Here is a 23458-nt window from a genome sequence, read left to right as displayed (position 1 = left end):
GTGTTAGCGGCGAAGCAGCGGGGCCACCTGGGCCAGCTGCTCACGGCTGGGCTTGGAGACCGAGGCGATCCGCGTGCCGGCCGGCGCCACCTCGATGTATCCCTGCATCTCCTGGTGCAGCGCGCTGCAGAAGTTGGAGCAGTAGAAGGGGGTCACGCCCGCCTTCTCGGCGACCCACTTCATCGTCTTGGTCTCGCCCGGCTCGACCTGCATGTCGCAGTTCGAGAAGAGGATTCCGAAGCCGTGCGTGATGTCGGCGTCCTGCTCCAGGTTCGTCACGTGGAAGTAGACCGTGTCCCCCTGCGCGACGCGCACGATGTCCGGCGTGTAGTGGGTCCGGATTGCGAGGAGATAGGCGTCCACGCGCTTCCCGTGGCGCTCCACCCTCGCCTGATCGGCGCTCTTGATCGCATACGGATTCTTGTTGTCGGCGAGCGGATAGATCTTCATCGGCTTGAGCTTGTCCGCCCGGATCATCTGCGCGTAGTGGGGCTCGGGATAGGTGGGGAAGTCGTAGAGAAGCTCCATCTTGGGGCCGCTGATGTCGATCAGCTGCGCCGCCTCGGGATGCGAGGGCCCGACCGGCAGGTAGCGGTCCTTGGAGAGCTTGTCCAGGGCGACCATGTAGTCGCCATAGGGATGCCGGGTGTCGCCGCCGGCGACCATCAGATGACCGATCGAGTAGTAGACGTCGATCTTGTCCGTGACGTTCCAGGGCGGTCCGATCTTCCACTTCGCGATCTGCGAGTCGAGGAAGAGCGAGGTGTAGGCGTTCCCCTTGCCGTCGAACTGGGTGTGCAGCGGTCCCAGCCCCACGGGCACCTTCGCCTCGAGCACGTCGTTGAACGCGAGGACCGGGATTCCCTCGATCTCCTTCTCGAACTTCTTCGCCTGGATCCCCGCCATCAGCTTCGCGAAGCTGTGCACGGTGACCTCGGCCTGCAGCTTGCCGGAGGCGCAGATGTACTGGCCGCTGGGGTCCACGTCCACGCCGTGCGGGCTCTTCGGCACCGGCACCAGGTAGACGATCCCCTTCGTCACCTTGGGGTCGAGCACCTTCACGCCTCCGATCATCGTTCCCTCGCCGGCGTCAGCCGCCTTCTGCGCCGCGCGCCAGTCGACGGCCGCGACATAGTCCATCTCGTTCTGCGACGCCTTGATCTCCAGGGAGTCGTGCGCTTCCTCGCTGTTGTAGCAGGTGAAGAACTCCCAGCCGTGGCTGGGGCCCTTGCCGGCGTCCGCCAGATCCCAGTCGAACGGCGGCATCAGGATCTCGAAACCGAGCGACATGTGCCCCTCGGGGGAGACCTTGACTCCCGCGATGATCCCCTTGAAGTCCTTGGCGTAGTTCTCGACCTTGTCGACGGTCGGGTAGGGAAGCGGGATCGAGAAGCGCGACGCCGCGAACACGTACTCGGTGTTCGGGGTGGGATAGGGGCAGGCGTGCGCGGCGGAGATGTTCGGGATCGGTCCGAAGATCTCCTTCGTCGTGAAGTCGGTCAGATCGATCCGGGCGATCCGCGCGTGCGGCATGTCGTTGATGAAGAGCCAGCGACCGTCGTAGTCGCCGTCCGTCTCCGAGAGGCCGGGATGGTGAGCGTCGCCCCAGTTCATCCCCTTCAGCATCGCCTTCGATTCCTCGTCGTAGCCCCAGCCCTTCGCGGACTCCGGGGTGAAGACCGGGATCGTGGTGATGTAACGGCAGGAGGGCATGCCGTAGACGAAGACCTGCCCGGAATGGCCTCCCGACAGGAAGGCATAGTAGGTGTCGTATTCACCCGGCTTCACATAGGTCTTGGCGGCGGCCGACCCGCCCCCCCGTATCCCCTTCGTGCACCCCTGCATCAGCGCGGCGCCGCCCACCAGAGCGGCCACCGCGAGCGCGGCCAGCATCCACCGTTTCATACATGGGCCTCCTTGGGCTCCTGGTTCACTTGCCGACGCCGGCCTGCTGCGTCTCAGAAGACTCTTCATCGAGCTTCTTCAGATATTCGATGACCGCCTTGGCCTCCTCGGGCTTCAAGCCCTGGTTCGACATCTGCACCATGTAGGTCCCGAGCAGCTGCTTCGAGATCGGATCCTGCTTCGTCATGACTTCGGGGTGGAGGATCTGCTGCTCCATCCAGGCCGCGGTGCGGCGCTGCGTGACACCCTTCAGAGCGGGGCCGGTGATGCGCTTGTCGTAGGCGTGGCAGGCGGTGCACCCCTTGGTCTTGAACAACCCCTCGCCCTTCTCGGCCATTGCGGGCTCGACGGGAGACTCTCCGGCGCGCGGGCCGCTGTCGTACGGCGACACCGCGGTCGCGCCCGAGCCCGACCCGGCGCCTTGCGGCTCGGACTTGCTGCCGCAGCCCGCGGCGGCCAGAAGGAGAACGAGGAACGAGGCGACGGCGATCGAGCGGTTCATCGGGAGCTTCCTTTCTTCAGGAGAGGTTTCCGGGTCTCCGCGCCGGCGGCGTCGGCGTCCCCGTTCATGCGCTTCAGGACCGCGGCGATCTCTTCGTCGGCGAGAAGGCGCGCGGCCACGTGGAACACCAGCGATTCTTCTTTGCGGATGTGCAGGCGGAGCAGGTCGGCCAGGTCGTGGACCTGGATCGGGATCTGCTCGTCGCGATCGGCGCTCTTCGGCTCGCCGAGCGTGGCCTGTAGGCGATGGAGCATCTGCCGGAGCTCGGCGTGCTCGTCGTGGAGCGGCTCCAGGCTGGGCGCCGACGCCGGGATGGCGCGGCTGATGGCGGGGTAGAGGATCTGGTCCTCGGCCGCCATGTGCGTCTGGAACTGGCGTTCGAGCATGGCGAGCACGCTTCCGATCCGCTCCTCCGCGGCGGCACCGCGTGTTGCCGGGGCCGATCGGACGAGCGCTCCCTCCAGCTCCGTGATGTCGCGGAGCACCCGCTCGTGGTCGCGCCTCAGGCGCTCGATCAAGGTCGTGGCTTCCATCACTCTCCTCCGTGGCGAGGCGATCGCGTTCACTACCAACGATAGGAATCTTCGGCCATCGCGCCCCTCCGCCGCGATGACGGGCGTCATACAGGTCGAAGAATGTCCGGCGCGGGCGGTCGGTGAAACGCCTCTGCTGCCATGGGCTTGCGGCATGGTATAAGCTCGGGGTATGACGCCCGTCATACGAGGGGAGGGGATGTGGCGCTGATCTCGGAGTCCGAACGGGTCTACCAGGCGGTCCGGGCGACCCCGCTCTTCCGGGGGCTCTCCTCCGAGGATCAGAAGCGGCTCGCGGCGCTCGCCACGCTCAAGAACTACGACCGCGGGGACTTCCTCTGGCGCACGGGAGATCCGGCGGAGCACCTCACGATCATCGTGAAGGGGCGCGTGAAGATCGTGACCCATGGCGATACGGGGGACACGATCCTCGAGCTGTTCGAGGAGGGTGAGCCGGTCGGCGCCATCGCGGTCTACAACTACATGCCCTATCCCGCCAGCGCGGTCTGCATGGAGCCGTTGGTGCTGCTGACGCTGCCGCGGCGCGACTACTTCGAGCTGCTGGACCGCAACCCCGATTTCGCGCGCGCGATCATCCGCGAGCTGACGAAGCTGGTCGTCGCCATGGCGCGGAAGCTCCAGGAGATGCGCGGCCAGAAAGTGGACGCGCGGATCGCGCAACTCTTCCTGACCCTGGCCGAGCGGCTCGGGAAGGAGGCGAAGGGCGGGATCGAGATCCCGATCCAGCTCACGCGGCAGGAGATCGCGGACCTCGTGGGGACCACCGTGGAATCCGCGATCCGGGTGCTGTCGCGCTGGGGGCGCGAGCGGATCGTGATCTCGGGAGAGAACCGCTTCCTGATCCCTTCGCGCGAGAAGCTGCGGGAGATCGCGGAGGGAAGCTAGCTGCTCGGGGGCGGCGGCGTGGGTGGATTGGTCGAGGGTGGGATGACGGGGGCCTTCGTCGAATCCTCGTCCACCCACTTGAGATATTCGATCACGCACCTGGCCTCGTCCGGCGTGAGCCCCTGGTTCGCCATGCGCACGAGGTAGGTGTTGTAGAGGTCGATGGTGATCGGGTCCTCCGTCACCATCACGTCGGGATGGAGGATCTGCATCTCCATCCATCGCGCGCTCCGCCGCATCGACACGCCCCGGAGGTCCGGCCCCGTGAGGAGCCGCCCGAACGCGTGGCAGGCGGTGCACCCCTTCTGCTTGAAAAGGTCCCGCCCCTTTTCCGCCAGGCGCTCCGCGACGGGGAACTCCCCGGCGCGCGGGCCGGTGTCGTAGGGAGAGACGGGAGCGGATGCCGCCGGCGTCTCGGGCGCCTTGCGGCCGCATCCGGGCGCGGACAGGGCGACCATGGCGAGAAAGGCCGGGATCGCGAGGGACAGGAGCCCGTGGGGGACCGGCGTCATGCCAGGTCGAACTCCGGGTGCCGGATGCCGAGGAGCCGCACGCCGTTTGCGATCACGAGCAGCGTGCTTCCTTCGTGGCAGACGACCGCGAGCCACAGGGGAAGGAATCCGGCCAGCGTGCTCGCGACCAGGATCCCGATGACGCCGAAGGCCAGTGAGAGGCTCTGCGCCGTCACGCGGCGGGCCTTGCGCGCGAGCCAGATCGCGAAGGGGATCCCTTCCAGGTCGTCACGCATCAGCACCACGTCCGCCGTGTCCAGCGCCACGTCAGTGCCTGCGCCGCCCATCGCGACGCCCACGGTCGCGGTGGCGAGCGCCGGCGCGTCGTTCACGCCGTCGCCGACCATGGCGAGCCCGCCCCAGCGTCGCGAGAGCTGGTGCACCGCGCTCACCTTCTGCTCGGGATGAAGGCCGGCGCGCACCTCGTCGGCTCCGATCTCCTTGCCGATCGCGCGCGCGACGCCCTCGTGGTCGCCGGTCAGGAGGGCGATGTGGCGGATGCCGAGCCGCCGGCAGGCGGCCATCGCCGCCCGCGCGTTCGGCCGGATCGTATCGGCGACCGCGATGGCGCCCCAGCGCGGATCGTGACCGTTCCCCGGGCGCGCTCCTCCCGGATGGGCGCATGCCAGCACCAGGAGCGCGGTGCGCCCTTCGTCGCGCCATCCCGCGAGGAGCGTCGCGGCCTCGCGCGGGAGCGGCGCCTCGTGCTGCTGGAAGAGCGCTTCGCGTCCGACGCCGACCCAGAGCCCTTCGACGTGGCCGTGCACTCCCTGCCCGGCGTGGCTCTCGAATTCGGTGACGGGCGCCAGCGCCAGGCCCCGTCGCTCGGCCTCGGCCACCACCGCGCGGCCATGGTGGTGCTCGCTCCGGGCCTCGACCGAGGCGGCCAGCCGGAGCAGGTCCTCGCCGCCTCCGGCTTCCGCCGCGTCCGAGACCGCCACGACGCGCGGACGGCCGTGCGTCACGGTGCCGGTCTTGTCCACCGCGATCGCCGTGACGCCCGCGAGGCGTTCGAGGTGGACGCTTCCTTTGAAGAGGACGCCGTGATGGGCCGCGTGGGTGATCGCCGAGAGCATGGCCGCCGGCGTGGCGATGACGACGGCGCAGGGGGAGGCCGCGACGAGGAGGACCAGCCCGCGGTAGACGGCCTCCACGCTGGAGGCCCCGAGGAGCCAGGGAACGAAGCCGGCGAGCGCGGCCGCCGAGAAGACGCCGATCACGTAGGGGCGCTGCCAGCGGTCCACGATGCGCTCGGCGGTGGACTTGGCCTTTCCCGCCTCCTGCACCGCGCGGACGATGCGCGAGAGGGTCGTCTCCTCGGGACGCTTCTCGACGCGGACGAGCGGCGCCCCGCGCAGGTTCACCGTCCCCGCGTAGACGTAGCCGCCGGGCTCCTTCTCGACCGGCTCCGCTTCGCCGGTCAGGGTCGATTCGTCCGCCGACGAGGAGCCCTCGAGGACGACGCCGTCCACGGCGAACCGCTCGCCGGGAAGGGTGCGCACGGTCTCGCCGACTTCGATCGCCTCGACGGGGACGCGCGTCTCGGCGCCGTCCCGAAGCACCAGGGCGGTGTCGGGCCGGAGCTGGACCAGCGACTCGATCGAGCGCGCGGTCCGCTCCATGGTGATCCGCTCGAGCGCGCCGCTCAGCGAGAAGAGGAAGAGGAGCACCGCTCCCTCGCCCCAGTGCCCGAGCGCGGCGGAGCCCGCCGCGGCGGCGACCATGAGGAGGTTGATGTCGAGCTGGCGCGCGAGGAGGTTCGCGATCAGCTCGCGTCCCGGCCCGAAGCCTCCCGAGAGATAGGCCAGGCCGTACAGAACGTAATGAAGCGTGGAGTGCGGGTGGGCGCGACCCACGAGGGCGCCCGCGATCCCCGCGGCGGCGCAGAGCGCGGTGAGACCCAGCTGGAGGCCGCCGGATCGGAGGAACGAGGGAAGGCCGCGGCTCAAGCGATCGGCCGCCTCACGCCGTGCCTCCCGAGAGTCTCCGGAGCACGTAGGGAAGGATCCCGCCGTGCTCGAAGTAGCGCCACTCCTGGGGTGTGTCGATGCGCACCACGGCGCGGAAGGTCCGCTCGCCGCCCTCGCCCCGGGCGCGCACGGTCGCCTCGCCGCCGCGCGTGGACGCCTTCGCCAGGGCCGCGACGCCGTCCACGTCGAACGTCTCCGCGCCGGTGAGGCCGAGACCCTCCGCGGTATCGCCGGGGAGGAACTGGAGCGGCAGGATGCCCATCCCGATCAGGTTGCTGCGGTGGATCCGCTCGTAGGATTCGGCGAGCACGGCGCGCACGCCCAGGAGCTTGGGCCCCTTGGCCGCCCAGTCCCGGGACGAGCCCGAGCCATACTCCTTGCCCGCGATCACGATCGTGGGGATCCCCTCCGCCGCGTAGCGCATGGCGGCGTCGTAGATCGTCATCTTGTCGCCGGAAGGCCGGTGCGCCGTGAAGCCGCCCTCGACGCCGGGCACCATGCGATTCCGGATCCGGACGTTGGCGAACGTGCCGCGCACCATCACCTCGTGGTTGCCGCGTCGGGAGCCGTAGGAGTTGTAGTCGGCGGGGGTGACGCCGTGCGATTCCAGGTAGATCCCCGCCGGGCTCCCGCGCTTGATCGATCCCGCGGGGGAGATGTGGTCGGTGGTGACGCTGTCGCCGAGATAGGCGAGGACGCGGGCGCCGCGGAGCTCCGTGATCGGCGAGGGCGCGGGTCCCATGCCCTCGAAGTAGGGCGGGCGCTTCACGTAGGTCGAGGTCTCCTCCCAGGCGTAGCGGTCCCCGGCGGGAACGGGGAGGTTCCGCCAGGTCTCGTCTCCCGTGTACACGTCCTTGTAGGTCTCGCGGAAGGTCTCGGAGTGGAGCGCCCCCTGGATCGTCTCGTCGATCTCCCGCTGCGTCGGCCAGAGGTCTCGGAGGAAGACGGGCGTTCCGTCCTTATCCTGGCCCAGCGGCTCGGTCGTGAGGTCGCGGTCCATCCGTCCGGAGAGCGCGTAGGCCACCACGAGCGGCGGAGAGGCGAGATAGTTGGCGCGCACCTCGGGATGGATCCGTCCCTCGAAGTTGCGATTGCCGCTGAGCACCGAGGCCACGACCAGGTCTCCCTGTTCGATCGCCGCCGAGATCGCTTCGTGGAGCGGACCGCTGTTGCCGATGCAGGTGGTGCAGCCGTAGCCCACCGTGTAGAAGCCGAGCGCCTCGAGATACGGAGTGAGCCCGGCCCGGTTCAGGTACTCGGTGACCGCCTTCGATCCGGGAGCCAGGCTTGTCTTGACCCAGGGACGCGTCTTCAGGCCGCGCTCCACCGCCCGCTTGGCGAGGAGGCCGGCCCCGACCATCACCGCGGGATTCGACGTGTTCGTGCAGGAGGTGATCGCCGCGATGACCACGGCGCCGTCCTCGAGATGGAAGCGCTCGCCGGCGATCGACACCTCGTGGGCCGGAGGGGCGAGCGTCGCGGCCGTGCCGCTCCCGCCCTCCGCTTCCCAGCGTCCCGCCTGCGCGGGAGCCGGGGCCTTGGGCGGCGCACCCTTCATCGAGCCCAGCGCGTCGGAGAAGTTGCGCTTCACGCCGCCCAGAGCCACGCGATCTTGGGGCCTTCGCGGGCCGGCCATGCTCGGCACCACGTCGGCGAGATCGAGCGTGAGCCGGTCGGTGTACTCGGCCTCGGGGGAGTCGTCGCGGTGGAAGAGCCCCTGCTCCTTGGCGTAGGCCTCGATCAGCCGCACGTGCGCCTCGGCGCGCCCGGTGAAGCGGAGGTAGCGAAGCGTTTCCTCGTCGACCGGGAAGATGCCGCACGTCGCGCCGTACTCGGGAGCCATGTTGGCGATGGTCGCGCGGTCGGCGACCGGAAGCGTGTGGAGTCCGGGCCCGTAGAACTCCACGAACTTCCCGACGACCCCTTTCTTCCGCAGCATCTCGGTGACGGTGAGCACGAGGTCGGTGGCGGTCGCGCCCTCCTTCAGCGAGCCGGAGAGGCGAAACCCGACCACCTGCGGCACGAGCATCGAGACCGGCTGGCCGAGCATCGCCGCCTCGGCCTCGATCCCGCCCACGCCCCAGCCCAGCACGCCCAGGCCGTTGATCATCGTCGTGTGGGAATCGGTGCCGATCAGCGTGTCGGGGTAGGCCTCGGGCTCGGCGCCCTCGGTCGCCATCACGACCCGGGCCAGGAACTCGAGATTCACCTGGTGCACGATCCCGGTCGCGGGCGGCACCACGCGGAAATTCCGGAACGCGCGCTGGCCCCAGCGGAGGAAGAGATAGCGCTCGCGGTTCCGCTCGAACTCCTTCTCGGCGTTCAGGAGGAGCGCGGCCTTCCTCCCGTACTCGTCCACCTGCACCGAGTGATCGATCACCAGCTCGGCGGGCTGCAGCGGATTGATCCTGGCGGGATCGCCACCGAGCGCGGCCATCGCGTCGCGCATCGCCGCGAGGTCCACGACCGCGGGCACGCCCGTGAAGTCCTGGAGCAGCACGCGCGCGGGCGCGAACGCGATCTCGCGATCGGGCTCCGCGGCCGGGTTCCAGCGCGCCACCGCCTCGACGTCCTCCGCCGTGACCACCTTGCCGTCGACCCGCCGAAGGAGATTCTCGAGGAGGATCTTGAGCGAGTAGGGGAGCCGCGTGAGCGAGTGGCCGGAGCGCTCCAGCGCGTCCAGGCGGGCGATGCGGTAGGAGCGGCCGTCCACCGTGAGGGTGGAGCGGGCTCCGAGCGGGTCGGTCATCCGTTTCCTCCGGAGTTGTCGCGCGCGTGCGCCACGAAGACGATCGGTGTGCGAAACTTCCTTACATCATATCGGATGCCGCCCCGGAAATCGGGTCGCCTTTTGGGTACCGGAGGCGGCCGTTTTTGGTGTCCGGGAACGGAGCGCTCCCGTAGAGTCGCCGGCCATGGCCAAGCGCGCACACCCCAAGCATCCGCTGCTGCGCGCCACGATCCTCTTCGTGGCGATCGGCGCGGTGATCGGCGCGCTGGGCTGGGTGCTGCGGCCGCACATCTCGCACGAGGCGCTCAGGATGTGGGTGAAGGACGCGGGCGCCTGGGGCCCGGTCGCCCTGATGGGGGTCCAAGCAGGGCAGATCCTGGCGGCGCCCATCCCGGGTGTCTTCGTGCCGCTGATCGCAGGCGTGCTGTACGGGCCTCTCTGGGGATCGGTGCTGACCGCGATCGGAACCGCGATCGGCTCGACCGCCGCGTTCGCCATCGGGCGGGGCGCGGGGCGCAAGATCGCCGAGCGCTGGATCGGCAAGGAGGCGCTCGATCAGGCGCAGCACGCGATCCGGGGCAAGCGATGGCTGGCCCTGATCCCGATCTTTCTCTTTCCGTTTTCCCCCGCCGACGCGCTTTGCTTCATGGCGGGCATCGCGGGCATCGCGTGGCCGCAGTTTCTGATCGTGGTTCTCTTCGGCCGGATTCCCAAGGACGTCGTGATTGCGATCGGCGCCGCGATGGGATGGAGCTTTCTCGGCACCCATCACTGAAGAACTTCGTGCGGCCCCGTGCACTGCACGACACAGGGCCGACTCGTCCTCAACCCCAGAACAGGCTTGTTCGCGGATTCGCTGCGGTGCTGCGACGTGAGGGAACGCGGTCTTCCTGAAGCGGAATCAGGATGACGTATCGAGTACGTTGGGGAATCTGAGGCGCGCCGTCCATTAATGTTGACGGATTGCCTCGGGTAGCGTGTCACGACGGCACGAATTACGTTCCCCGGGGAACGTGATTCGGGCTGCGTGCCCATGCAGAGTTCGTGCTCATGCTGGGCTGGAGCATGGCTGCCCTCCCCGGGCCGACCCCGCTCGAAAAAACCTACGATGTCGGCTTGGTCCCCTTCTTCACCGTCTTCACCGGAGCGCCCGCCGGGATCACGGTGGCCGGACGCGTGCTGTTCAGGATGGCGCCGTCCTCCAGGCTCAGCACGCCGCCTCCCATGCTCGCCCAGAGATCGGAGAAGGCCGCGCTTCGGGGCGCGGGCTTGATCACGACCACGTCGGGCGTCACGTTGATCCGGGCCGGGTCGGTGAGCGCGGCGATGCTCCGCGCCGAAGCGAAGATCTGGTCGGCCGCCGACTGCGATTTGGCCTGTCCCAGGACCTGGAGAAATTCGCCCGGCTTGGTCCGCGCCCAGCAGGCGATGAACTCCTGGGAGCCTCCATCGCCCTGCGCGGTCACGGTCCCGAGCCACGCGGGGAAGTCCCGGAAGTTCTCGCTCCGTCCGCTGGCCTGCGTGATCTCCCCCTTTTTCTGGAGCGACGCGACGTAGTCGGCAGGGGAGAGGGACGTGTCCTCCGTCTTCACCAGCGTGAGCTGCATCGCGGCTCCGGCCGACTGGTTCGCGGCCACCACCTGCGACGGCTGGTTCGCCGTTTGCCATCCCTGCGGGAAGATCAGCTGGAACTTGAGGTCCGGGTGGTAAAACCTGTTCGCCACGAAATATCCGGACCTCGGGTCGTCGCCGAAGACGATGCCGTCGATGTGGCCGCGGTACGCGGGCGCGTCGATCCGAAGATCGCGATGCGCGCTGGCGGCGGCTGCGCTCGCGAGCTGCGTCGTGCGGATCTCGCGGTCGCCCGGGTCGGGGTGCGTGGAGAGGAAGTTCGGCAGGGAAGAGCCGGCCCGCTCGCCGATCCGTTTCAGCGTGGCGTACGTGCTCGGGATCTCGCGCGGGTCGTAGCCCGCCTTGGCCGCGTAGCCCACGCCCAGCTCGTCCGCCTGGGTCTCGTTGTCGCGGCTGTACTTGAGGAACAGGAGTCCGAGCCCCTGCTGGGCGACGCCGCTGTAGGGACGGAAGGCCGAGACGAAGACCGCGCCCGCGAGCACGCCGATTCCCGCGATCTCCTGGCGTGTGATCTGCTGGGCGCTGTGCCGGGCGGTGACGTGCCCGATCTCGTGGCCCAGCACCCCCGCCAGCTGCGCCTCGGAGTTCATGTAGGCGAGGATGCCGCGGGTGATGTAGATGTAGCCCCCCGGGATGGCGAAGGCGTTCACCACCGGTGAGTCGAGGACGCGGAAATGCCAGGCGAGCGCCGGCAGATGGGAGACCTTGCCCAGCCTCTGGCCGACGCCATCCACGTAGCGCTGCACTTCCTGGTCCGAGTAGAGACCGTACTCGGTGATCACGGCAGGATCGGCCTCGGCGCCCATCTGCAGCTCTTTCCCTTCCGAGACGAGCGAGATCTGCTTCCTTCCCGTGACGGGATTGGTGGCGCACCCGCCGATCGCCTGGACGGCGAGGAGGAGGGCGGCAAGGATCCGGATCGGGACCAGTCTCGTTCGGCTCGGGGTCATCTCGTTCTCCATCCTTAGAGGGGTACACCGGAATGGAGAGTTATGATACACCGTGGCGGCGCCGGGGGCGTGACGGGATCGCCGGGCCCGCCCAGGAACGTAACGCGACGAGGGAGCCATGCCGGCCATCACGGTAGATCTCGAAGAGCAGTGTGTGAACACCATCAAGTTCCTCTCCGCGGACGCCGTGGAGAAGGCGAAATCGGGCCATCCCGGCACGCCGATGGGCGCGGCCGACATGGCCTACGTCCTCTGGTCGCGCTTCCTCCATTTCGATCCGTCCGATCCCCACTGGGTGAATCGCGACCGGTTCGTGCTCTCGGCGGGGCACGCTTCGATGCTCCTCTATTCGCTGCTCCACCTGTACGGCTTCGACCTCCCGATGCAGGAGATCGAGCGCTTCCGGCAGTGGGGGTCGCGCACCCCGGGGCACCCCGAGGCGGGGCACACGCCGGGCGTCGAGGCGACGACGGGCCCCCTGGGCCAGGGGTTCGGCAACGGCGTCGGCATGGCGCTCGCGCAGAAGCTCCTTCGCGCGCGTCTGCCGAACCTGGGCGCGCTTCTCGACCACCGGGTGTTCGGCATCGTGAGCGACGGCGACCTCATGGAGGGCGTCGCCAGCGAGGCGGCATCCCTCGCGGGATACTGGGGGCTGGGCAATCTGGTCTATCTCTACGACGACAATCACATCTCGATCGAGGGCTCGACCGGCCTCGCCTTCACCGAGGACGTGCAGAAGCGCTTCGACGCCTACGGCTGGTGGACGCGCCGCATCGACGGAAACGACCGGCGCGAGGTGGAGCGGGCCCTGGCCGATGCCACCGCGCAGGCGGAGCGCCCCTCCCTGATCCTCGCGCGGACCATCATCGCGAAGGGCGCGCCCACGAAAGCAGGGTCGGAGAAGGCGCACGGCGAGCCGCTCGGCGAGGGTGAGCTCCGCGGCGCGAAGGAGGCGGCCGGATGGCCGACCCAGCCTCCGTTCCACGTTCCCGACGAGGTGCGCGCCTCCTTCGCCGAGCAGGGCGCGGCGAAGACGAAGGAGCGCGCCGCCTGGGAGGCTCGTCTCGCCGCGGCGCGCCGGGAGCACCCCGACGAGGCCGCGACGTGGGATCGCTACTGGAGCCGCGAGCTCCCGGCCGATCTCGTGGATCGCCTCGCGGCCGCGGCTTCGGGCGCGGAGCCGCTCGCCACGCGCGCCTGGTCCGGCAAGGTGATCCAGGCCGCCGCGGCGGCGATCCCCTCGCTGGTGGGCGGGTCCGCCGATCTCGGCCCCTCGACCAACACCGACATCCAGGGAGCGCCCCAGGTCGAGCGCGAGAACCTCGATCCCTCGCGGCCGGTCTCCTTCGCCGGGCGCACGCTCCACTTCGGCGTGCGCGAGCATGCGATGGGAACGATCGTGAACGGCCTGGCCTACTACGGCGCGTTCATCCCCTACGGCGCGACGTTCCTGGTCTTCTCCGACTACATGCGCCCGGCGATCCGGATCGCCGCGCTCACCGGCCTTCGTTCCATCTTCCTCTTCACGCACGACAGCGTCTTCCTGGGGGAGGACGGCCCGACCCATCAGCCGATCGAGCAGGCCCCGGCGCTCCGCCTGATGCCCAACCTGCACGTCTGGCGCCCCGCCGACGGGCTGGAGACGGCGATGGCGTGGGCCGGCGCTCTCACGCGCGAGGGCGGGCCGACGGCGCTCCTGCTCACGCGGCAGAAGCTGGCGCCTCTTGCGCGCCCCGCGGGCTTCGATCGCGGGCAGGTCGCGCGCGGCGGCTACATCCTGGCCGAAGCGGAGGGAGGGAAGCCGAACGTGGTCCTGGTCGCGACCGGCTCGGAGGTCCCGCTGGCGGCGGGGGCGCGTAGCGACCTTTCGGCGCGCGGCATCCGCGCGCGCGTCGTCTCCATCCCCTGCGTCGAGCGCTTCGAGGCCGAGCCGGAGAGCTACCGCAGGTCGGTGCTTCCCGACGGAGTGCCGACGGTGGTGATCGAGGCCGCGCGCACCGAGCCATGGGCGGCGATCGTGGGGAAGGACGCGCTCCGGATCGGCCTCTCGCGCTACGGCGCCTCGGCGCCCGCCGACGTGATCGCGAAGGAGCTGGGATTCACCCCCGACGCGGTGGCGGCGCGGGTGGCGCGGTGGCTCGAGCGGACGTGACCGGACGTGACCGGACGGATCCATCGGACGTGACGCGGTGAGCGACCGGCCCGCCTCCGCCTGGCGGGCGCGCCATCAGGTGGCGCTCGGATGTCTCGCTCTCCTGGCCCTGGCGCTCCTCCTGCCGTTCCGCGGCTACCTTACCGACGACACGTTCATCCACCTTCAGTTCGCGAAGCACCTGATCCGTGGCGAGGGCTTCTCGTTCAACGCGGGAGAGCCCACGTACGGCGCCACGAGCCCGCTCTGGGTGCTGCTCCTCGCCGGAACGGGCGCGTTCCTCCACGGCGCGGGGGCGACCCCCGCCACGGCCGACACCATGCCGCCGCTCGCGGCCGCCGCGAAGGTCTGGGGCGCCCTCTTCACGGCGGCCTCCGTGCTCCTCATGGCGGCAATCGCGCGCGCGCTCCGGTGGGAGCCTCGATGGGCGCTTGCGGCGGCGGCCCTGGTCGCGGTCGACGCCTGGTCGGTGCGGTGGGGTCTCTCCGGAATGGAAACCCCGCTCGCGCTCGCGCTCGCCCTGCTTGCGTTTCTCCTCCTCGCGCGCGCCTTGCTCCATGGGCACGGACCCGTGTGGGCGGGGCTCGCGCTCGGGGCCGCGTTCCTGGCGAGGCCCGAATTCCTCCTCCTCTTCCTGCTCGCGCTGACCGCCGTGGGGTGGGCCGCCGATCCCCGCGCGCGGGCCGGCCGCGCCGCGGCGCTCGCGGGGGGAGCCGCGCTCGCCGCGTCGCCCTGGCTGGCCCTGGCATGGGCGTGGTTCCATCGCCTGCTTCCAAACACCGGCGCCGCCAAGGCGGCGGCGTGGCTCGACCCCGGCCGGGCGGCATCGGCCCTCCGCGAGTCGATCCGCGCGCTGCTCGCGGCCGATCTCGTGCCGGTCGGGATCGCGGTGCTCGCGCTCGCTCTGCTGCGACCCTGGGCAGCCGCCGGCACGTCGCGGGGCAGGCGCGCCTGGTGGGGACTGGTCCTGGCGTGGCCCCTCCTTCTGGTCTTCGCGTTCGCCGCCGAAGGGGTCCAGGTGGTCTCGCGCTACCTGGTGCCCGTGATGCCCGCGATCGTCCTCATCGGGCTGGCCGCGCTGCGCGACGCCTCGCGCGGGTGGGCGCCGCGGCGGCGCGCGGCCGCGCTGGCGGCGGCGGTCCTCCTCTTCGCGGCGCAGAACCTCTACGTGACCCTGGCCGTCAGCGCACCCCACGCGCGGCGCCACACGCAGGGACTCCGCGACTCGCTGGCGTCGCTCGGGCTCTGGGCCCGCGAGCGCACCGCGCCGGGCACCCTCTTCGCGGTCCCCGACATCGGCGCCTTCGGCTACTACTCCGACCGGCCGGTGCTCGACCTGTACGGGCTCGTCACCCCCGGCATGGCGCGGGCCTCCGTCCGCGACGGGTACGACGCGGTGGTCTGGAATCTCCTGTACGAACCGGTCGGCCGGCCCGCCTATCTCATCGATCGGAGCACCCGGGAAGGGCGCCTGACGCCCCCCGACGATCCGGCCACGCCCTATCGATTCCTCTTCTCGCGGTCGATCCCCGATCTCGGGATCACGCGGCCGACCCCCTATGTCTACTCGGTCTACGCCATCGACTGGACGCTCTACGACCGATTGCATCCGCGGGTCGCGGAGGAGTAGCATCGAGGGAAGCGGCGCGTGAGCCGGTCCATCCCAAGACCCCGTCCAAGTGAGTTGATGACAGCGGTTTCCATTTCTTCCTTCACGAATCGCCTCACCTTCCTCCGGCTCCTCCTCCTGATTCTGGCGGGCCTTTTCGTCGCCGGTGGCGCGGAGGGGGCCCTGCCGCCCCGGGCGACGCGGCTCTTCGGCCAGCCTGGAAAGGCGGCGCCCTTTGCGCCGACGCTCCTTCCGTCCACGTCCGGCTCTCCGGTCGACTGCGTGATCGTCGCCCCCGATTCGCTGGCCGATATCTTCCAGCGGCTGGCCGACTACCAGACCCGCATCGGCAGGCCGACCGTGGTCCGGGGGATCTCCACGATCCGCGCGGCTGACCCGCGCTCGAACGACCTGCCGCAGGCGATCCGCTCCTTCCTGCGATCGGCGCGCGACCTCTGGGGGATCCGGTGGGCGATCCTGGCGGGGGACCACGATACCGTGCCGCTGCGGATGGTCCGCGTGACCTTCGCGACGGTCGAGGACATCCCCACCGATGCCTACTACGCCGACCTCGACGGCACCTGGGACGCGAACGGAAACGGGATCTACGGCGAGACCGCCGACGGCCTCGACATGCAGCCCGACATCGCCGTCGGAAGACTCTCGGCGGCGAGCCGGGCGGACGCGACCGCCCTCGTGGACAAAGCGCTTCGCTATGCCGGCGCGCCCCTCACGCCGATGCTCGCGAAACAGCTCGTGCTGGCCGAGGTGCTCGTGCCCCAGAACTGGACGCCCGGGGGTCCCATCCAGCTGGACGGAGCCGCGGAGGGGGAGGCGCTGCGGGCCGGCGCGCCCGGCTGCGCCGCCGTGGACCGCTACTACGAGAACGACACGGCCTATCCCGGGGCCGCCCACCTGAACCGGGCCAATGCGCTCGCGGCCCTCTCGCGCGGCTACAACGTCGTGTACGAGATCAGTCACGGAGCGCGTTCCCAGCTCTCCGTCGGCTCGGAGCTCCTCACGCTCGGGGACCTGGCGGGGATCACGAACGGCGATTCGGCGGCGCTCTGGATCGCGACGAACTGCTCTTCGGCCGGGGTGGACTACGACTGCGTGGCGGAGCGGCTCACGCGGCGGCCGGACGGGGGAGCGTTCGCCTACGTCGGCGCCACCCGCGACGCCTGGCCGGCCCCGGCGGCGTCGTTCACGGAGGACCTCGCGGCGCGCCTCTTCCACGATCCCGTTCCCGCGTCCGGCACGACGCTCGGCGAGGCGGTGGAGGACGCGCGCTCGGCGCTCCTGCCCGCCGCCCAGACCGAGACGCCCGATCGTTGGACCTACTTCGAGAGCATCCTGATCGGCGTGCCGAGCCTTCCGATCTGGCGCTGCCCTCCCTCCTCGTTCGCGGTGACCCGGCCCGCCTCGGTGCCGCTCTCCGGCAGGAGCATCGCCGTGACGGTGACGGCGGGGGGATCTCCGGCCGAGTCGGCGCTCGTCGTGGCGTGGAAAGCGGGGGAGGACTACGTCACGGCGCTTACGAACGGCGCCGGGCAGGCGACGCTTCCGTTCCATCCCTCGGCCACCGGGAAGTTCTCGATCGCGGTCACGAAGGAGGGGGTGCGCCCCTATCTCGACTCGCTGAACGTGGCGGCCGACGCGCCCGCGCACTTCGCGGCGCTCGGGGTCGCGCCCTCCGATGCCGTGGTCGGCGACGGCAACGGGCTCATCGAGGCGGGTGAATCGTTCCGCGTGGCGGGAGTCGTGAAGAACACGGGCGGCGCCGCGAGCAGCGGCCCGGTCACGCTGGAGATCAAGGCGGCGAGCGGGCCGGCGGTCGTCGACCGGGGCATCGCGGTGGTGGGCGCGATCGCAGCGGGGGCGCAGGTCACGATCCCCGATTCGCTGATCGCGCACGCCCTGGCCGTGCCCAACGCGCCCGGGATCGCGCGCCTACGCTTCATCGCGCGCGACGCCGCCCGGGCGGACACCGCCGACGTGGACGTGGAGGTGGCCGCCGCGTCGCTTCTCTTCACGAAGGTCGTGAGGACCGACACCAACGGAAACGGGGTGCTCGAGGCGGGCGAGAACGGCACCTTCACCTGGACGGTCGGAAACGACGGCGACGGCCGCGCGCGCAATCCGGCGATCCTCGCCGTCAATCCCGGTGCGGGAATCACGTTCGTCACCGCAAGCGGCAGCGTGCCGTCCATCGCGCCGGGAGGCACGGCGACGAGCACGTCGATCGTCATCCACGCCGCGAGCGCGCCGCCACAGCACCTCTTCGATCTCCGGATCACCGACGCCTACGGCCACGTGTGGACCCTTCCCGTGGAGGGAGCGGCGCCGCCGGCACCGGCGGGGCTGCGCGCGCCCGCCTCGGGCGTTTCCGGCGTTACCCTCTCCTGGGACGCGGTGGCCGCGCCGGACCTGCTCGGCTACGTGGTGCTGCGCTCCGGACCGGACACCACCGCGGTCCCGGTCGAGGCGTCGCCGCTTCCGGTGCGGCGCACCTCCGCGTTCGAGAGCGCGGGGCTGGCGCCGCTCACCGCCTACTGGTTCGCGGTCTCCGCCGTGGACTCGAGCGGCAACCGGAGCCCGCGGACCCCGTGGATCCTCGTGAGCACGACGCCGGGCTCGGTTTCGGGCTGGCCCGCTCCCCTCGCCGCCGCGACCTCGGCCTCGGTATGCCTCGCCGACCTCGACGGCGACGGACGCCCGGAGGTGATCGCGGGCGCCGATCAGCTCTATGCGTTCCACGCCGACGGTTCCGAGTTGCGGGACGGCGACGCGAACCCGGTCTCCCTCGGCGTCTTCTCGACGCTCCTGCACAACATCGCCTCGACGCCCGCCGCGGCCGACGTGAACCTGGACGGGGCGCCGGAGATCATCGCCGCTTCCTGGGACGATTCCCTCGTCGCGGTCTTCCGCGCGAACGGAACCCTCCTTCCCGGCTGGCCGAAGAAGGGGGCGGCGCCGTTCTGGTCCTCGCCCGCCGTGGGCGACCTGGACGGAGACGGCGCGCCCGACATCGTGGTCGGCTCCAACGCCAGCCGGCTCTACGCGTGGCACGCCGATGGGACCGAGCTTCGCGACGGGGACGCCAATCCCGCCACGGACGGGGTCTACTTCCTCCCCGTGGGCACCGTGATCTCGTCGCCGGCGATCGCCGACCTCGACGTCGACGGCCGCCGGGAGGTGGTCTTCGGCACCTCGGGCGGCCGCGTCTACGCGCTGCGGGACGGGGCGCCTCTCACCGGCTGGCCCTTCACGGCGAACGGGCTCATGAGCAGCTCGCCCGCGATCGGGGACGTCCTTCCCGGCGGCGGGCTCGAGATCGCGATGGCCTGCTCCAACGACAGCCTCTATCTCCTGACCGCCGCGGGGCGGCGCGCGCCGGGATGGCCGCGGCCGCTGGAGCTTACGCCGGGGAACGGCCGCGTCCCCTCGCCGGTGCTGGCCCCGTTGCGCCGGCATCTCGGCGACCCCTCGCTGGACGTGATCGTCTGCGGCACGGACGGCCGGGTGCGCGCCTACGATGGCGCCGGGGCGGTCCTGCCGGGGTGGAGCGCGGTCCAGCTGGGCGCGGGCAGTGAGGCGTCGCCCGCCGTGGCCGACCTCAACGGCGACGGGGCGCTCGAGGTACTGATCGGAGCCGAGGACCGACGCCTCTACGCGTTCCACTTCGACGGGACGCCGGTGAGCGGGTTTCCGATCGAGATCGGAGCCGAGGTGCGCTCGACGCCGGCCGTATGGGACCTGGACGGCGATGGCGCCTGCGAGATCGCGCTCACCGGGTGGGACGGCGCCGTGCACGTCTGGCGCTACCCGGGAACCTTCGCTTCGGTGGGGATGGCCTGGCCGATGTTCCACCACGACAACTGGCATACCGGCGTCGCGTCCTTCCCGATCCTCACCTCGGCCGACCCGCAGCCCGTTCCTCAGCCGTCGCCCTCCCCGGAGGCACGCGCCTCCCTGGGGCAGAACCGCCCCAACCCCTTCAATCCGGTCACGGTGATCGGCTTCCGGGTGCCGGGGCCCGCCGCGGCGGACGTGACCCTCCGGGTCTACGCCGCGGACGGGCGGCTGGTGCGCACCCTGGTTTCGCGCCGCTTCGATCCCGGCTATCATGAGGCCCGCTGGGACGGAGCCGGGGATTCCGGCGCGCCGCTCGCTTCGGGCGTCTATTTCTATCGCGCGGAGATCGGCGGTTCGACCTTCACGCGGAAGATGGCGCTCCTGCGCTGAGAGCGCCGCCCCGCGACGCACCGTCCCGGGCGTTTCGATCCGACCCCAACCAGGAGACCGAATGACCGCGCCGGTTCGCGTGCGCTTCGCGCCGAGTCCGACGGGATACCTCCACGTCGGCGGCGCGCGCACCGCGCTGTTCAACTTCCTCTTCGCGCGCCGCCATGGCGGCGTCTTCATCCTCCGGATCGAGGACACCGACCGGGAGCGCTCCACGAAGGAGGCGGTGGACGCCATCTTCGAGGGGATGCGCTGGTTGGGCCTCACCTGGGACGAGGGGCCGGACAAGGGAGGGGATTACGGACCCTACTTCCAGAGCCAGCGCCTCGCACTGTACGCCGCCGCGGCGGAGAAGCTCCTGGTCGAGGAGAAGGCCTACCGCTGCTTCTGCGATCCCGAGGCGCTCAAGGCGCGCCGCGAGGCGGCGCTCGCGCGCGGCGAGCCCCCCAAGTACGACCGCACCTGCCACCGGCTGACACGCGAGGAGTCGGCGGCGCGCGCCGCGAAGGGGGAGCCGCACGCGCTCCGCTTCTTCATGCCCGAGGGGATGACGGCCTGGGACGATTCGGTGCGCGGCACGGTGACCTTCCAGAACGCGACGCTGGACGACCTGGTGATCCTGCGCACCGACAAGCACCCGACCTACAACTTCGCGGCCGTCGTGGACGATTCGGCGATGCGGATCTCGCACGTGCTCCGCGGGGACGACCACATCTCGAACACGCCGCGGCAGATCCAGATCTACAAGGCGCTCGGCCTGGAGCCGCCGGTATTCGGGCACGTCCCGATGATCCTGGGACCCGACGGCACGCGGTTGTCCAAGCGGCACGGCGCGACGTCGGTCACCGAGTACCGCGACGCGGGGTTCCTCCCGGAGGCGATGGTCAACTTCCTGGCCCTCCTGGGGTGGGCCTACGACGGCGAGCGCGAGATCTTCACGCTCGAGGAGCTGACCCAGGTCTTCTCGCTGGAGCGGATCTCCAAGAACCCCGCCATCTTCAACCACGAGAAGCTGGAGTGGATGAACGGCGAGTACTTCCGCGCGCTGTCCCTCGGCACGCGCGCCGACCTCGTCGCCGGGCACCTTCGCGCAACGGGCGGGCTGCCGGAGGCGGCGCTCCGGGATCGCCCGCAGCTGGAGCGCGCGGTCGCGGCGGTCGGCGAGCGGATGCGGCGCCCCGCCGACTTCCTGACGTACGCGGCGTTCGCGTTCGTCGACGAGCTGGTGCCGGAGCCGGCGGCCTGGGCCGATCTGGTCGCCAAGACGGGAGCGGGGGAGCGGCTGAAGAAGCTGGCCGAAGTCCTCGCGCAGGTGCAGCCGTTCGAGCACGATCCGATCGAGCAGGCGGTGCGCGGACTCGCGGCCGATCTGGGGGTGAAGGCGGGCGAGGTGATCATGCCCGCGCGAATCGCGCTCACGGGGAAGAAGGTGACGCCGGGGATCTTCGACGTGATCCTCCTCCTCGGAAGGGACCGCTCGGTGGCACGGCTTCGCAGGGCCGCGGAGCGTCTCGAGTCGCCCGCTCCGGCGTGACGGAAGTCCCGAAGCGCGCGTTCGACTCCCTTCGCGTCGCCCTCGTCCACGACTGGCTGACCGGGATGCGCGGGGGCGAGAAGTGCCTCGAGGTCCTCTGCGAGCGATTCCCCGGCGCCGACCTCTTCACGCTCGTGCACCGGCCCGGCAGCGTATCGCCCGTGATCGAGCGGCGCCGCGTCGTCGAATCGTGGATCGCGCGGCTCCCGCTGGGGCGCTCCCGTTACCGCTGGTTCGTGCCGCTCTATCCCCGCGCCGTCGAATCGTTCGATCTCTCGGGATACGATCTCGTGATCTCCCTGAGCCACTGCGCGGCGAAAGGGGCGGTCCCGCGGCCGGGCGCGCTCCACGTCTGCTACTGCTTCACGCCGGTCCGCTACTTCTGGGACCTCTACGCGGAGTACTTCGGCCCCGACCGCGCGGGCCCCCTGACGCGCGCCGCGGCCGCGCTGGTCGCCCCGCGGTTCCGCGAGTGGGACCGTGCGAGCTCGGATCGCGTGCATCTCTTCGTCGCCGACTCGAACCACGTGCGCGACCGGATCGTCGCTCACTACGGCCGTCCGGCGGCGGTCGTGTACCCGCCCGTGGACACGGCCTTCTTCACGCCCGCGCCCGCCGCTGGGGCGCCCGACGCCGGCGCGCCGCCGGCCGAGGCGCCGCTCCTCATCGTCTCGGCACTCGTCCCCTACAAGGGCGTGGAGCGGACGATCCGCGTCGCGAACCGGATGCGGATTCCGCTGAGGATCGTGGGCACGGGTCCGGAGGAGGCGCGGCTCCGGCGTCTGGCCGGCCCGACGGTGCGCTTCGACGGCTGGCTGAGCGCCGAGGCGCTGCGAGAGGCGTACCGCTCCTGCCGCGCGCTGGTGCAGGCTCACGAGGAGGACTTCGGCATCGCGCCGCTCGAGGCGATGGCGTGCGGCCGTCCGGCCGTGGCGCTCGCGCGCGGGGGTGCCTCGGAGGTGGTCGCCGAGGGCACGGGGATCCTCTACGACGGGGACGACGACGCGGCGCTCGAGGCCGCGATCCGGTCGCTCGACCGTCGTAGGTTCGACCCGATCCGCCTGCGTCGTCACGCCGAGGCGTTCGACCGGGAGCGCTATCGCGAGCGGATGGATTCGCTCCTGCGTCAGGCGTGGGACGCCTTCGAGGCGGCGGGGAGCGATCGCCGGGCCCCGGAACGGATGCTGACGGCTTGCGCGCCGGAGTCTGTTATGCTATAATGCGCTGCGTTCCAGAGGCTTAGAGCGGCCACCCGTCGCTATCTCTCGCTTCGACTCGATCTTGGGCCCGATGTCGTCAATCCGTTCCTTCCGGCTTCTCCGCTTTCTCACGGCTCTCGCGGCGGCCGTCCTGCTCTTCGCCGCGTCGCTCCTTCTCTGGCCGGCCTCGCCCCTCCGCTCGACGCCGCATGCTGTCTCCGACTTCGCCAATTTCGAGTCGCTTCCGATCCACCCGCTGGCACTCACGCCTGATGGAACGCGCCTTCTCGCCTGCAACCTTCCGGACGCCCGCCTCGAGATCTTCACGATCGGCGATGCGGGACTGACGAGCGCCGGCGAGATCCCGGTCGGACTCGAGCCCGTCTCCGTGGCCGCCCTGAACGACAGCGTGGCCTGGGTCGTCGACAACGTGTCCGACGACGTGAGCATCGTGAACCTGAATTCGAAGCGGGTCGCGGCCACGCTGCGCGTGGGCGACGAGCCGACGGACGTGGTCTTCGCGGGAAGCCCGCGGCGAGCGTTCGTGTGCGTGAGCGGAGAGGATGCGATCAAGATCTACTCCCTGAGTGGAGAGGCCGGAACCACCCTGGACCTGGTACGCCCCGTGTCCGGCCGGCATCCGCGCGCGCTCGCGGCCCGCGGCGGCGAGGTCTACGTCGCGGTGCTCGACGCGGGGAACCGGACGACCACGCTCAGCGCATCGGAGGTGCAGGCCGGCGGCGGACCGCCGCCGCCCGATCCGCCGCTCAAGGCCGGCCTCCCACCGCCTCCGGCCGTCGGTCTGATCGTCCAGAAGGTCGGGAACGACTGGGTGGACGAGCGACCGGCGAGCGTGAAGACCTGGAACGCGTTCATTCCCTACGATCTCCCGGATGCGGATCTGATCGTGCTGGACGCGGGAAGCGGGTCGGTGATCCGCACCGTGTCCGGCGTGGGCACGAACCTATTCGATGTCGCGGCCGCGGCCCCGACCGGCGATCTGTACGTGACGAACACTGAGGCGCTCAACCGTACCCGCTTCGAGCCGAACCTCCGAGGGAGCTTCTTGAGGAACCGG

At 70.5% G+C, this 23458-nt stretch carries 15 protein-coding genes; 8 read left to right on the top strand and 7 right to left on the bottom strand.

Translation table 11 applies throughout. The annotated features are described in order from the left end of the window. Positions 1-3: 3 nt before the first annotated feature. From nosZ to VE326_04385, 3 genes are read right to left on the bottom strand one after another with little or no spacing between them, the layout of a single operon-like run. Positions 4-1905 (bottom strand): Sec-dependent nitrous-oxide reductase, encoded by a 1902-nt coding sequence (gene nosZ, locus VE326_04395; GenBank protein ID HYJ32437.1) that lies wholly within the window; start codon positions 1903-1905, stop codon positions 4-6. Positions 1906-1930: 25 nt separating this feature from the next. After that, entirely contained in the window at positions 1931-2407 is a 477-nt protein-coding gene (locus VE326_04390; protein HYJ32436.1) for a cytochrome c, read from the bottom strand. After that, positions 2404-2940, bottom strand: coding sequence for a hemerythrin domain-containing protein (locus tag VE326_04385; GenBank protein HYJ32435.1), 537 nt, complete (start codon positions 2938-2940; stop codon positions 2404-2406). The genes VE326_04390 and VE326_04385 overlap by 4 nt, the downstream gene beginning before the upstream one ends. A gap of 201 nt (positions 2941-3141) precedes the next feature. On the opposite strand from VE326_04385, the gene VE326_04380 reads away from it, so the two are divergent. Then, on the top strand, positions 3142-3846 hold the full coding sequence (locus tag VE326_04380; protein ID HYJ32434.1) for a Crp/Fnr family transcriptional regulator: 705 nt from the start codon (positions 3142-3144) through the stop codon (positions 3844-3846). Here the strand turns inward: VE326_04380 and VE326_04375 are convergent. Genes VE326_04375 through acnA form a run of 3 tightly spaced genes read right to left on the bottom strand, consistent with a single transcriptional unit; the run spans position 3843 to position 9077 of the window. Then, positions 3843-4358 carry a c-type cytochrome gene (locus tag VE326_04375; GenBank protein HYJ32433.1) on the bottom strand — a complete coding sequence of 172 codons (516 nt, stop codon included), beginning with the start codon at positions 4356-4358 and terminating at the stop codon, positions 3843-3845. The two genes, VE326_04380 and VE326_04375, sit on opposite strands and share 4 nt — an antisense overlap. Further along, positions 4355-6307: a heavy metal translocating P-type ATPase gene (locus VE326_04370; protein ID HYJ32432.1), complete on the bottom strand. Its 1953-nt coding sequence runs from the start codon at positions 6305-6307 to the stop codon at positions 4355-4357. Before VE326_04370 ends, VE326_04375 begins: the two co-directional genes overlap by 4 nt. A gap of 13 nt (positions 6308-6320) precedes the next feature. Next, positions 6321-9077, bottom strand: coding sequence for an aconitate hydratase AcnA (gene acnA, locus VE326_04365; protein HYJ32431.1), 2757 nt, complete (start codon positions 9075-9077; stop codon positions 6321-6323). Between the two features lie 166 nt (positions 9078-9243). Here acnA and VE326_04360 point away from each other — a divergent pair, with 166 nt between their 5' ends. Next, a complete protein-coding gene (locus VE326_04360; GenBank protein HYJ32430.1) occupies positions 9244-9834 on the top strand; it encodes a VTT domain-containing protein in 591 nt (196 codons plus the stop codon). Positions 9835-10162: 328 nt separating this feature from the next. Here the strand turns inward: VE326_04360 and VE326_04355 are convergent, their stop codons facing one another. Next, entirely contained in the window at positions 10163-11641 is a 1479-nt protein-coding gene (locus tag VE326_04355) for a M48 family metalloprotease (GenBank protein ID HYJ32429.1), read from the bottom strand. Between the two features lie 118 nt (positions 11642-11759). On the opposite strand from VE326_04355, the gene tkt reads away from it, so the two are divergent. The 6 genes from tkt to VE326_04325 form a co-directional block, all read left to right on the top strand. After that, positions 11760-13793 (top strand): transketolase, encoded by a 2034-nt coding sequence (gene tkt, locus VE326_04350; protein ID HYJ32428.1) that lies wholly within the window; start codon positions 11760-11762, stop codon positions 13791-13793. A 37-nt stretch (positions 13794-13830) separates the two neighbouring features. After that, a complete protein-coding gene (locus VE326_04345; GenBank protein ID HYJ32427.1) occupies positions 13831-15423 on the top strand; it encodes a hypothetical protein in 1593 nt (530 codons plus the stop codon). 57 nt (positions 15424-15480) lie between these two features. Further along, the gene (locus VE326_04340) at positions 15481-19647 is read left to right on the top strand and encodes a C25 family cysteine peptidase (protein HYJ32426.1); all 4167 of its coding nucleotides are present in this window, start codon (positions 15481-15483) and stop codon (positions 19645-19647) included. Between the two features lie 61 nt (positions 19648-19708). Next, complete coding sequence (gene gltX / locus VE326_04335) at positions 19709-21181, top strand: glutamate--tRNA ligase (GenBank protein HYJ32425.1); 1473 nt, start codon at positions 19709-19711, stop codon at positions 21179-21181. Next, positions 21178-22401: a glycosyltransferase gene (locus VE326_04330; protein HYJ32424.1), complete on the top strand. Its 1224-nt coding sequence runs from the start codon at positions 21178-21180 to the stop codon at positions 22399-22401. The genes gltX and VE326_04330 overlap by 4 nt, the downstream gene beginning before the upstream one ends. A 70-nt stretch (positions 22402-22471) precedes the next feature. Then, positions 22472-23458 (top strand): hypothetical protein (locus tag VE326_04325; GenBank protein ID HYJ32423.1); only part of this gene is annotated, 987 nt, incomplete at its 3' end.

The sequence above is a fragment of the Candidatus Binatia bacterium genome (assembly GCA_035631035.1).
Taxonomy (GTDB): Bacteria; Eisenbacteria; RBG-16-71-46; order SZUA-252; family SZUA-252; genus DASQJL01.
Note: the sequence above shows the minus strand (reverse complement) of the source record. Positions and strands in the feature narration are given on the sequence as shown.